This window comes from Aeromonas sp. JL9 (genome assembly GCF_024436075.1).
In the GTDB taxonomy this organism is placed as follows: Bacteria; Pseudomonadota; Gammaproteobacteria; order Enterobacterales; family Aeromonadaceae; genus Aeromonas; species Aeromonas veronii.
The window spans coordinates 45392-57409 of sequence record NZ_JANFNV010000013.1 but is presented as its reverse complement, the minus strand read 5'-3'; the positions used below and the strand labels follow the sequence as shown (position 1 = coordinate 57409).

Annotated in this window: 13 protein-coding genes; 1 reads left to right on the top strand and 12 read right to left on the bottom strand. The window is 60.5% G+C overall.

Annotation, left to right across the window (positions count from 1 at the left end):
- Position 1: 1 nt before the first annotated feature.
- From NOM06_RS20890 to NOM06_RS11640, 12 genes are all read right to left on the bottom strand, one after another.
- Entirely contained in the window at positions 2-436 is a 435-nt protein-coding gene (locus NOM06_RS20890; RefSeq protein ID WP_193860614.1) for a prepilin-type N-terminal cleavage/methylation domain-containing protein, read from the bottom strand.
- Positions 437-450: 14 nt separating this feature from the next.
- Positions 451-1122, bottom strand: a complete 672-nt coding sequence (locus NOM06_RS11690; RefSeq protein ID WP_255911698.1) for a prepilin-type N-terminal cleavage/methylation domain-containing protein — start codon at positions 1120-1122, stop codon at positions 451-453.
- Between the two features lie 77 nt (positions 1123-1199).
- A complete protein-coding gene (locus NOM06_RS11685) occupies positions 1200-1661 on the bottom strand; it encodes a hypothetical protein (protein ID WP_255911697.1) in 462 nt (153 codons plus the stop codon).
- A gap of 77 nt (positions 1662-1738) precedes the next feature.
- Positions 1739-2959 (bottom strand): type II secretion system F family protein, encoded by a 1221-nt coding sequence (locus NOM06_RS11680; RefSeq protein WP_005340027.1) that lies wholly within the window; start codon positions 2957-2959, stop codon positions 1739-1741.
- 3 nt (positions 2960-2962) lie between these two features.
- Positions 2963-4672 (bottom strand): MSHA fimbrial ATPase MshE, encoded by a 1710-nt coding sequence (mshE, locus tag NOM06_RS11675; protein WP_005348611.1) that lies wholly within the window; start codon positions 4670-4672, stop codon positions 2963-2965.
- Positions 4673-4746: 74 nt separating this feature from the next.
- Positions 4747-5832 (bottom strand): tetratricopeptide repeat protein, encoded by a 1086-nt coding sequence (locus NOM06_RS11670; protein ID WP_255911696.1) that lies wholly within the window; start codon positions 5830-5832, stop codon positions 4747-4749.
- Positions 5829-6719: an MSHA fimbrial biogenesis protein MshM gene (gene mshM / locus NOM06_RS11665; RefSeq protein ID WP_255911695.1), complete on the bottom strand. Its 891-nt coding sequence runs from the start codon at positions 6717-6719 to the stop codon at positions 5829-5831. Before mshM ends, NOM06_RS11670 begins: the two co-directional genes overlap by 4 nt.
- 92 nt (positions 6720-6811) lie before the next feature.
- Entirely contained in the window at positions 6812-8479 is a 1668-nt protein-coding gene (gene mshL / locus NOM06_RS11660; RefSeq protein ID WP_236767150.1) for a pilus (MSHA type) biogenesis protein MshL, read from the bottom strand.
- Positions 8480-8549: 70 nt separating this feature from the next.
- Positions 8550-8879 (bottom strand): MSHA biogenesis protein MshK, encoded by a 330-nt coding sequence (locus tag NOM06_RS11655; RefSeq protein ID WP_005342886.1) that lies wholly within the window; start codon positions 8877-8879, stop codon positions 8550-8552.
- Positions 8872-9519 carry an MSHA biogenesis protein MshJ gene (locus NOM06_RS11650; protein WP_255911694.1) on the bottom strand — a complete coding sequence of 216 codons (648 nt, stop codon included), beginning with the start codon at positions 9517-9519 and terminating at the stop codon, positions 8872-8874. Before NOM06_RS11650 ends, NOM06_RS11655 begins: the two co-directional genes overlap by 8 nt.
- Positions 9519-10112: a PilN domain-containing protein gene (locus tag NOM06_RS11645; RefSeq protein ID WP_255911693.1), complete on the bottom strand. Its 594-nt coding sequence runs from the start codon at positions 10110-10112 to the stop codon at positions 9519-9521. The genes NOM06_RS11650 and NOM06_RS11645 overlap by 1 nt, the downstream gene beginning before the upstream one ends.
- Entirely contained in the window at positions 10112-10975 is an 864-nt protein-coding gene (locus NOM06_RS11640; protein ID WP_005340015.1) for a hypothetical protein, read from the bottom strand. The genes NOM06_RS11645 and NOM06_RS11640 overlap by 1 nt, the downstream gene beginning before the upstream one ends.
- 87 nt (positions 10976-11062) lie before the next feature.
- Between NOM06_RS11640 and NOM06_RS11635 the strand changes: the two genes are divergently transcribed.
- Positions 11063-11986, top strand: a complete 924-nt coding sequence (locus NOM06_RS11635) for a 1-aminocyclopropane-1-carboxylate deaminase/D-cysteine desulfhydrase (protein WP_255911692.1) — start codon at positions 11063-11065, stop codon at positions 11984-11986.
- Positions 11987-12018 lie beyond the last annotated feature (32 nt).

Here is a 12018-nt window from a genome sequence, read left to right as displayed (position 1 = left end):
ATTACGAACAGTTAGCACCGCTCAGAGATACAGAGAATGTAGCCCCTGCAACAGAAGGCGCTGTGTATATAACTTGGCAACTGTTGTTCTGATTAGACTTATAGATACCATCATTATTTTGTGCCCAACCACCATCAACAGTAATGGTTTTACCGATACCCGCATCATCAGCAGTAGGGTAACCAAATTTAGTGGTTACTCGTTCGGTACCAACAGCCACTGAAGAAGCGCCGCTTGTCTCAGTCCCATCAATAGCTGAACGACTATATACCAATTGAGCTCCACTTTTGATTGCAGCAGCAACACCCTGTGCTGCAGCCTCATTTGCATCATCCTGCAGATTCAGGAACTTGGGTGCAGCGGTGACCGCCAGAATACCCAGAATGATGATCACGATAACCAGTTCGATCAGGGTAAAACCCGCCTGTTTTTTCATTTCACTTTCCTCTGTTAATTAATATTTGTGGTCACCTGACCGGACGCCGGACGGTAACTGAAACTCATAAATGCATCAGTCTTGCCTTGCGGATCCTGATACTTGCCATCACTGCCCTTACTCAAACTATTGACCAGATAGTAACGGCAGACCGAATCCAGTCCATTACTGCTCACTGTGGCATAGTATTTCAGGTCATTGCCGCTACCGCGCACTTCATTGAAGCTGGCCGTAGCCTTGGGCGGGTTTTGCAGTAACCCCTCCCAAATATTGAGACAACGTTCGGCGGTCAGATTGGCCGGATCCACATCGGGATTACCACTGGCAACGGTATCCATGGGATAGCCCGGCGACAGCTCGCCGTTACTGATCTGGGTCTCGGTCGGCGTGGTCAGATAGAAGCGACTACCGTCATAAAGCACGGTATTGAGGCTGTCCTGTTTGGCGCGACCTTCCGCCTCCCATTGCGCCCGCACCAGTGAAACGCCGGTAGCAAAACCGCCTGAGACTCCCTCGACGCTGGCCTTTTTCGCTTCGTCAGTCACATCGAGAAAGCGCGGCAGCGCAGTCACCGCCAGGATCCCCAGGATCACGATAACGATCACCAGCTCAATGAGGGAGAAGCCGGCAGACCCTCTCCTCATCCCGTTTTCCGGCATTGATGGTGCCATTGGTTTCATTGTCATGCTCCCTCCGTAATGCCCCACATTATTTCATGCAGGCCCAAAAAAATCATGTAGTTGGGTCATATGATTAGTTTCATTCAAGGCTTTTTCATCACCCGCCCGTCAGAAAACTGATAAACCAGCCAATAACCATCCCACCCCATCTCGCAACCACTGCCATCGGGGCGGGCCAGAACCTGCAGGGGAGGCACGCCCCCCTTCGTCTCACCCATCAGTGCCAGCCACAACTGACGGCAATTTTCCGAAGGAGATTGCAGCGGCACCAGCCCCAGGGGCCAGCCTCGGGCATCAAACTGCCACCCCTTGCCGGCGACATGCAGTGTCTGCGGGCGCCGCTCATCGAGCCAAATGCCGTGCAAACGCTGTGCCCGCTCGGCAAATTGCTCCCCCAACAAGGTGAGGGTGAGCTGCTGCACCTCTTCCCGGTGGCCCTGATAGCTGCGCACCAGGGTCGCCACGATCACCATCAGCAGGATGATCACGGCGATCCGCCTATATCCGGTCAGCCAGCGATCATCCTGCTGCGTCTGTCTGTTCATCCAGCCCTCGACTCCACCGCTCACTTGCCTCTTACGGCTCGCATCATGTCCCACCATTCAAGCGTGAAGATGCCGAGTTACTTGCCGCGAACTGCGCGCATCATGTCCCACATAGGCGTGAAGATACCCAGCGCCAGGATCAACACCATTACTGCCACGATCCCGATCAGGATCGGCTCGATGCGGGCGGTAAGACTCTTGAGGTCATAATCCACCTCGCGCTCGTAATACTCGGCCGCTTCGTGCAGCAGGTCATCGACCTGACCGGTCTCCTCCCCCACGGCGATCATCTGCATCACCAGCGGGGTGAACAGGCCGCTGCTGCTGGCAGTGCGAAGCAGGCTCTCGCCCCGTTCGATACCGGCGCGCATATCCCGAACTCGCCCCGCCATATAGGCGTTATCCACCGCATCGGCCACCAGGGTCAGCGCGGTGTTCAGCGGCACCCCTGCCTTGAGCATCATGGAAAAACTGCGGGCAAAACGGGCCAGCAGGGAGCGCTCTATGATGGTGCCGACGATCGGCAACTTGAGCTGCCAGCGGTGCCAGGTCAGCTTGCCCTTGGTGGTGGCGACCCAGCGACGCCAACCGAACACCATCCCAGCCAGAATGGCGAGCAGCAGCCACCAATAGTTGACAAAAAAGTGCGAGGTGGCGAGCAGAATGCGGGTAGCCAGCGGCAATTCCACCCCGAATTTGGCGAACATGCCGGCAAACACCGGGATCACCATGATATTGAGGATCACCATGGCGATACCGATGGCGATCATCACGAAGCTGGGGTAGCGCATGGCGGTCTTGATCCGCTTGCGGGTCTCCAGCTCTAGCTCGAAATAGTTGGCAAGCTGCAAAAAGGACTCTTCCAGCTGACCTGTGTTCTCACCCACATGGATGATGGCGACAAACAGGCTGCTGAATACCTTGGGGTGCGCCTGCATCGAGCTCGACAGCGGACGACCGTTGCCGAGATCTTCCCCCAGCGAGTGAAGCGCCCGCTTGAGCGGCTTGCTGTGAGTGCTCTCCTCCAGCCCGGCGATGGCGCGCAGGATCGGGATCCCGGCCCGGGTCAGGGCATACATCTGGCGGCTGAAGATCACCAGCTCATCCAGCTTGACGCCCCCTTCCAGCAACAATGACCAGTCGATGGCAGCGGATTTGGCCTTGCCCGGTTTGAGCTCGGTCGGCATCACACCACGGCGCATCAGCTGTTCGGCGGCCGCCATCTCGTTGGCAGCTTCGACCACGCCACTGGTGGCGTTGCCCTGGCTGTCACGTCCCTTGTAGGCAAAGTTAGCCATCGCTTACCCCAAATCCTCGGCCAGTCGTAGCACCTCATCCACCGAGGTGATCCCCTGACGGGCATAATCGAGGGCAGTGAGGGCCAGCGGCCGGTAGTGTTCGTGTTGACGGGCCGCCTTGGCGAACCCTTCCGCATCGTTGCGGCGCAGGGCATCCATCATCGGCTGATCCAGCTCCAGTAGCTCGTAGACCCCGATCCGGCCGGAATAACCGGTAAAGTTGCAGCTCTGGCAACCCCGGCCCTTGTGATAGGTGTGTTGGCCGGGCGCCTCGCCGGAGAGCACAGTGAGCCAGGTGGCCTGCCCTTCGTCGGGCGCCTTCTCCTCAACGCAGTGCTCACATACCCGCCGCACCAGCCGCTGGGCGACCACCGCCCGCAGGGCGCTCGCCACCAGATAGCCGGGCGCCCCCATGTCGATGAGGCGCAAGGCACTGGTCACCGCATCGTTGGTGTGCAGGGTGGTCAGCACCAGGTGACCGGTGATGGCGCCACGCAGACCGATCTCTACCGTCTCGTTGTCGCGCATCTCCCCCACCAGCAGGATGTCCGGATCCTGACGCAGGGTAGAGCGCAGCACGTTGGAGAAGGTGAGGCCGATCTTTGGGTTGACCTGCACCTGATTGACACGGGAGAGACGATACTCCACCGGGTCTTCTACCGTGATGATCTTGTTGCTGGACTGGTTGAGCTCGGAGAGTGCGCCATAAAGGGTGGTTGTCTTGCCGCTACCGGTCGGGCCGGTCACCAGGATCATCCCGTGTGGCCGTTTGAGCTGGCGACGGAAACGGGTCAGGATCTCAGGCGGCATGCCGGTCTCGGTCAGCGACAGGATGCCAGAGGATTGATCCAGCAGACGCATCACCACAGACTCGCCATACTGCACCGGCATGGTGGACATCCGCACATCCACATCGCGACCGCGCACCTTCATGTTGAAACGGCCATCCTGCGGCAAGCGCTTCTCGGAGATATCGAGCCCCGCCACCAGCTTGAGGCGCAGCACCAGCGCCTGGGCGATGCGCACCTCGTTGAGGATGTTCTCGTGGAGGATACCGTCGATCCGCTGGCGAATGCGCAGCACTTTCTCGTCCGGCTCGATGTGGATATCCGACGCCCCCACCTGCACCGCATCCTCGAACAGGGAGCGCAGCAGCTTGGCCACCGTCGCCTCCCCCTCGTCGTTAGCCCCTAGGTTACTGGAGCCCAGCTCAAAGCCGGAGTCCTGATACTCCTCCTGCAACTGTTCGGCGAAACTCTCAATCTCTCGAGTACGGCGATAGAGGCGGTCGAAATACTCCAGCAGCTGCCCTTCCCGCGCCACCGCCAACACCATGATGCGCGGGCTGAGCAGGGCGGCGACGGCATCAAGTGCGCTCAGATCGGCCGGATCAGACATGGCCACCGTCACCTTGTCGTCGGTAAGGTTGACCGCCAGAGCCCGATAGCGACGCGCCTGCACTTCGGGCAGCAGCGGCACCGCGGCGGCGTCGATGGTGAGGTTGTTGAGATCGAAGAAGGGCACATCCAGCTGGCGGGCGAGGAACTGCAACAGCTGCACCTCGCTGATAAAGCCGAGGTCGATGAGAGTGGTGCCCAGCTTGCGGCCGGTCTGACGCTGCTGCTGCAGGGCAAGCTGCAGCTGATCATCAGAGATGATCTGCTCTTGTACCAGCAGGTCGCCGAGGCGCATTTTCAGTCTGGGTTGTGCCATGTTTGCTCCGATCTCTGTTACTTCACACCCGTTGCAGCATCCGATTAGGCTTTGCTAATCGAACCTGCTGTTTATCAAGGGGTTAGTTGGCCAATTCGTTGTTCCAGCCAATTGGTCGACGCCTCGCCGAGGTTGCCGTGCAGCAGGGCGTTGCGATAGGCATCGAGCGCCCGCTGGCTGTGGCCCTGACCATCCTCGGCCACACCGAGGCCAAGCCACCAGCGGCCCTGATCAGGCTGCTGACGCAGCAGCTTCACATAGAGCGCCGCCGCATCGGCATTCTGGCCCAGCTCCTGAGTCAGCCCGGCCCAGGTCGCGTAGTAGTCCATGTTGCTGGCGAGATCCGGCTGATAACCGGACAACCAGCCAAGCGCCTGCTGCTGTTGCCCCTCGCTGATGGCAAGGCGGGCCAGTAGCAGACGAAAATCGGCCTGTTGGGGATCGAGCCGGATCCCCTCCTCCAGCAGCTGACGCGCCTCGGTCAGGCGGCCCTCGCCGTAGAGCAGCCCCGCCAGCTGCTCGCGCGCCCCCTGGTTGTAGGGATCGTGGGCCAGCACCTGATAGTAGTTGTCCTGCGCATCCCGCAGGCTTCCCTTGGCCATGGCGGTGGTCGCCTTGCGCTCCGCCAGCGCCGCCAGCTCCTTGGCCGACAGCTCCACCGTCTCGATCTTCAATACGCTCGGCTTGCGTGGCGCGCTGGCGACGGCCTGCTGCTCTGCCGCCAGTTCGGCGTAAAGCTCGGGCTGCAGCTCTTCATCGGTCGGCTCGGACTCGTCAACATCGCTGGAGGCATCAAAGGGCGCACCGTCGGCCGAGTCACTCTCGCCTGCCTCATCATTCACCTCATCCTGACTTGGCAGCGGCAGCGCAGCCGCCACCTCGACCGACTCGGGCTGGCTGACCGGCGCGGCGGCCCTTGTCACCACATCGGGAGTCACCGCATCAGGGGCGATCACTTCACTGGCAGCCGTCACGGTATGGGTCTGCTGCCAATAGATCCAGGTTCGCCAACCGAGGATCCCCAGTGCCAGACCGCAGATCAGGGTCAGCAGCAACATCCACCATCCCTGCTGGCGCGCAGGGGCAATATAGACGGCAGCACCTTCGGATCCTTGCTGGCGCCGATCCAGATCTTTCAGCATCTGGTTGATGACACTCATGGCCAGACTCCATAAGTCAGGGCGCACCCCAACAACAGTAACAGGGGCCACCAGCGCCGTGGCGCAAAGCGGCTGGCATCGTCGGTATCGCGAATGGCGAGCCGTACCAGACGACTGTCGATCTGACGCACACCCTGACCATAGGCCAGCATCAGGCACTTCTGCGCCAGGATATTGATCAGTCTCGGGATCCCTCGCGATGCGCGCCACAACAGGCGCATGGCTCGACCTGCAAACAGCGGTGCCCCTCGGTAACCGGAGACCTGCAATCTGTGCTCCAGATAGGCGCGGGTCTCGTCAAAACGCAGCGGCCGCAGGCAGTAGGAGAAGCCAATCCGCTGGCGCAGTTGGCGCAGATGCGGCTTGGCCAGTCTGGCATCCAGCTCCGGCTGGCCGAACAGCACGATCTGCAGCAGCTTGCTCGATTCGGTCTCGAGATTGCCAAACAGGCGGATCGCCTCCAGCGTCTCGTCCGGCAGCGCTTGCGCCTCGTCAATCAGCACCACCACCCGACTGCCCTGCTGGTGCAGGCTGATCAGGTGACGATGGATACGATCGGTCAGATCCAGTTCGCTCTGATCCCGTACCGCCAACCCCAGCTCCAGCGCCAGCGCGATGCGCAGCTCGGCCGGAGTGAGGTGGGGATTGGGCAACCAGGCAAGCCGCACCGGACGCGCTTCCGAACCCAGCTCGCTGAGCAGCTTGCGACAGAGCAGGGTCTTGCCGGTACCCACCTCGCCGGTCACCTTGATAAAGCCCTCCCCCTGCGCCAGCGCCCAGTTAAGCACCTGCAGAGCCTCTTCGTGAGGCGGCAAGCCGTAGTAGAAGCCGGTATTGGGAGTGAGGCTGAACGGTGCCTCCTGCAGGCCGAAGTGGGTCAGGTACATGAGACCTCACCTGCCACAGCGAGCAAGCAGCCTGTGCTGGCAAGGCAGCACAGGCCGTTCGGGATAAGGGTGACCGTATCTGGTGTCATGGGTCAGCCCTTGGCCGGATACCACTTGTCGAGCAGCTCGGAGGAGCGTTGCAGCTCGTTTTGCCAGGTATCTTTCTCCACCACGGTCGGTTTGAGCATGATCACCAGCTCCACCTTCTTGGTGCTCTCGCGGCGGTTGGTAAAGGCTTCACCCACCCAGGGAATATCCCCCAGCAGCGGCACCTTGCTGACGATCTCCTGCTTGTCGGTCTTCATCAGGCCGCCGATAACGATGATGTCACCGTTATTGGCCTGCACCACGGTATCTGATTCGCGGATCGAGCTTTTCGCCAACGGCAACACCAGCGTATCGCTGTCTGTCACCTTTATGGTCTTGGTTTGCTCTTCAGTATCGATAACGGAGGGATGGATATGCAGCAGCACCTTGCCCTCTTCATCGATCTGTGGTGTTACATCCAAAGAGATACCTGAGAAGAAAGGGGTCAACTCTACATTGGGAGTTGTTCGGTCACCGCTCGTCGTGCTCACGGTTGTTGTCGATGCATTGGTGACAAAATATTCGTCCGTCCCCACCTTGATCACCGCCTTCTGGTTGTTGGTCGCGGTGACACGGGGGCTGGAGAGGGTATTCACATCGCCCTGAGTCTTGAGCAGGTTGACCGCTACATTGAAGTTGCCGTCAGAGACCTTGAAACCGGCGCCGCCACCCAGTGCAGTGAAGATCTGATTAGGGGTGGTGGGTAACTGGGTATTGGCCAGTGAACCGCCACCGGTAATCCCCTTGTTGCCATCCCAGCTTGCGGAGAGACCGCTCCAGTCCACTCCCTGCTCATACCCTTCGTTGAGGGCAACTTCGATGATCCGCGCCTCCAGCACCACCTGCCGCTTGAGGTGACTATCGGATTGATTCAGGAATTCACGCACTGCCTTGAGCTCTTTCGGGTAGGCGCGAATGGTGACCAGACCCGCCTGCGGGCTGGTGATCACCGCGCGACCATCACCCGTGCCAATCAGGGTCTGCAGAGAGTCGCGCAGATCGGTCCAGTAGTCGCTGTTGGTATCAGTCTCGATGCGGGTGCCATTGCTGCTGTTGCCGTTCGAGTTGTTGCCGGAGGAGTTGTTGGTGCTGTTGTTGCTCGATGCACTGTCAAAACTGCTGTCGCTGCTGTTATTGCTGTCATTGGCCGTCACCCCGCCGGTGCTGACCGAGGTGCGCGAGAGGCCACGGCGGGACATCATCAGATAGTTGACCGGGATGGTTTCGGTACGCAGACCCGCCGGATAGATATGGAAGACATTGCCCTTGCGCTGCACGTCGAAGCCGTACATGTCGCCCACCACCGCCAGCACCTCCGGCAGAGTCACATCCTTGAGCTCGACGGAGACCAGCCCGGCCACCCCGGGGTGCACCGCCACGCTGTAGCGGGAGCCCTTGAACAGGGAACCGAAAAACTCCACCGCCTCCACGTCGTGAGCCGCGATACGCAGCCGCTTCTCCGGCATGCCGACCGGCATCTGCGGCCGGTTCAGCTGCAGCAATTCACTTTGCACCGATTTGGGCAACGCGGTCAGAGGGGCAGCCTGTTTCTGCTGTTCGTTCATGGCCTGTTTGAGGGCATCCTTGGCCTGGGTCGGCTCGGGGTGCTGATACGTGGTACAGCCTGCAGCCATCATGGCCACGGTGATCAGACAGAGACGGTGTTTTTTCATGTAATTAGGGCACCCTGACTTGCAATTAAACTCGATAAAGCCGATTCACCTCTCGAGAGGCAAGCACGACTCAAACCCGGATCTTGCTGGCAAACAGTGTTACCGCATGGCGTTTTCCCGCCTTTTCCAGCACCACGGCATCGGCATTGATGGCCACCAGCGTATAGCCGTCCACCTGTTGCCCGACCCGATAACTCTTGCCATTGAGTACCGCCAGTGCCGGGCCATTGCCCAGCACCACACTCTGCAGCTTCGGCAAACCGGCGCTGCTCTCGCCGGTCGCACGGGCGCCAACCGCCACATCAGCCAGCGGCGCAGTGGGATCCTGCAATACCTCAACCTGCTCCGCCTGTACCAGCAAGCTGAACAGGCAACAGCACAACGCAAACACTCTAGCCACGGATAAACTCCTTGCTGGTACTCAGGGTGTAGATCTCCATCTCCACCACCGCGCCGGGATAGGCTTTGACCTGATAGTCGAACTGCTTCCAGTAAAAGTGACGCGGCAAGGCTTCCAGCGCTTTAAGATATTGATACACATCGAAATAGCCGCCTTCAAGCTGAAGCCGGATACCATGCTTGTAGAGATTGACCTTCTGCTCTCCCGCCATCAGCGGGGTCGGCTCCAGCGAACTGAGCGCCAGCATGTGAAGGTTGGCAGAGCGGGAGAGCAGCGCCTCCAGCACCAACGGCATCTCGTGCGCCGGGATCAGATCGACGGTCTGGGCCTTCAGCTCATCGTCGATCCGGGCCAGATCCGCCTCAACCTGCGCCAGCTGGTCGCGAACGCCCTGATTGGGATCCCGCTTGAGCCGGGCCTGTTTGCCGAGGTTCTCCAGCTCCATGATCTCGAGGTCACGCTCGGCGGAGCTCAGGGCCATGCGATCCTGCTGCAGGCGGGTATTGGCGCCATCGAGCCAGCCATAGAGTCCGGCCGCGCCCAGCAGTACCAGACCGGTCAGCAGGATCAACACCCGCTCCCGCTGGCTCAACACGGCGATACGCTGGCCCCATGCCTGCCATTGTGCTTTCAGGTTCATCAGGGTTTCTCCCGCGCGATGCCGCTCAACTGGAAGGTCAGGCGACCCTCCTTGTCACGGCCGAGGGTCAGTTCACCAAACTCCTTGCCCACCAGACTCGGGGTCTGCTTGAAGCGGTTGACCCAGGCCGGTACATCCTGACTGCGGCCAGCAAAGCCGGAGAGGTTGATCCGCCCTTCGTTGATCTCGATGCGCTGCAACGAGAGGTTGCTGTTGCGAATGCGGGAGAGATCCGCCATCACGCTGGCGTAGCCCTGGGATTTTTGCAGGGTCAGACTGCCCAGCTGGCGCATCAGCCCCTGCTTGGCCGTCAACTCATCCTGCTTGTTGACCAGTTGCTGTTGCAGCCGGGGATCGGCCTGATGGCGCGCCAGCTCGGCATCGAGCCGCTGTGCCTCGCTGCGCTTGAGCTCCAGCTCGGCAGAGCGCTGCGCCAGTGCCCGGCTGACCTGTTGCTGTTGCCAGCCGTAACCGACACCCACCAACAGCATCAGCAGCAGCGCAAAGCCCCACACCAGCGCCATCTGATTGAGGCTGGCCCACTGCCGCTTGGGGCGAAACTCGGCGCCATAGAGGTTTATCTGACGTTTCATCACGCATCCTCCCCGATGGCGGCAGCATAAGCCGAGAGGTATTCGACGCCGGCCAGCACCGCCTTGTTGGCCATGGCGGAGACGGCAAAGCCGAAGGTCTGCTCCATGTGGCGCACCAGGGTACCGATAAAAGGCGAGGCGACGGCGAACTGCATCTGCCCCAGCTCGGGCAATTTCAGCTGGCCCGCCAGATAGTCGAGGGAGCGCTGGATCTCCAGCGCCAGTGAATCGAGCAGCATGCTGTCCGGCTCATGTTCGCCAGTCAGGCTGGTAAAACCGCGCAGCTGGCGGGAGAAGCAGAGCCCGCCCTGATGGAAGACCAGCAGTTGCAGATCCTGCCCCTTGGGCTGCCACAGCAGCATGCGCACCGTCTCATCCGCGTCATAGAGAGAGGTCAGCGCCAATTCGTCGCTGATGATGGATTGCAGGGTCGCGATGCCGTTGATGGCATCGGCCAGCTGTTGCACCCGGCTCTTGGGCAGGCAGATCACATTGATGCGCGGGCGACCGGCAGGCGGGGTGGGCAAGTCCACATAATCCATCGCCAGTTGCAGCACGGGTTCGCTGACATAATCCTTGATAGCCCAGGGGAGCGCCCCCGCCATCTCGGCGTCAGGCACGGCAGGCTTGTCGATCTGGATCTGTTGATAAAGGCTGGCGGCGAGGGCCACCCGCACCGTAGACTTGGCCAGCCCATGACGGCTGAACAGCTCGTTCATGGCCACTGCCCACTCCTGTGGGCCGTTGATGGTGCGCGTCGCGAAGACGGGGGGATTGCCCACCGCAGCCAGCATGATCCTGTCATTGGCCAGCAAGAGCCCGACCTGGCGGCTTGGCGTCGACCGTCTGAACAGTTGTTTCATGTAAGCCCGCCCATCAATAGTGATTAAATGTATGAAATATTAACATAAACAGCAGATTAGCCTCCAGATTAAAAGACGGACTCACCATTGCAAGCCAACCTTTCCGCCGAGTCAGAGGGTCAAGCCATCCTCCCTTCCCCCCTGCAACGCCTCCACCATCCGTTGCTGACCCGCTATGGCGTCGAGCTGTGGTGCAAGCGGGATGATCTGATCCATCCGGCCATCTCCGGCAACAAGTGGCGCAAGCTCAAGTACCACCTGCTGCATGCCAAAGAGCACGAAAAACGGCATCTGCTCTCGTTTGGCGGCGCCTACTCCAATCATATCCATGCGCTGGCGGCAGCGGGGTGCCAATCTGGTCTTCGTACTACCGGTATCATACGGGGCGAATATGACGCCGTCAGTAACTCTACCCTGCGGGATGCCCAGCGCTGGGGCATGGATCTCGTTTTTGTCGACCGCCAGAGTTACCGGCGACGGCAGGATCCCGACTGGCTGGCCCAATTCGATGCCCCCGATACCCTGATCGTGCCGGAAGGGGGTAGCAGCCCGCTGGCCATCCCCGGGGTGGCGGAACTGGTCGGCGAAGTGCCCTTCTCGCCGGATCTCTGGGTACTGCCCTGCGCCAGCGGCGGCACTCTGGCGGGCCTGATCGCCGGCAAACGGGATCGGGAGCAGATCCTCGCCATTGCGGTACTGAAAGGAGGCGGCTTTATCGCTGACGAGGTGTGTCGCCTCCATCCCGCGGCGGCCCATATCCCCGGCTGGCGCATCGCGCTCGATCACCACGACGGTGGCTACGCCAAATTCAGCCCGGCCCTCTGGCAGTGGGTACAGGATTTCAGCGCCACGACCGATCTGCCCCTTGAGCCCATCTATAGCGGCAAGGCGATGTGGGGGCTGTTTCGCGAGCTGGCGGCAGGCCGTATCGCCTCCGGTAGCAAAATCGTCTTTATCCACACCGGCGGCATGCAAGGGCTCGCCGGGCTGCGGGAGCAGGGGCGACAGTGAGCCCCGCCTGACGGCAACCGCAAACAGCATCG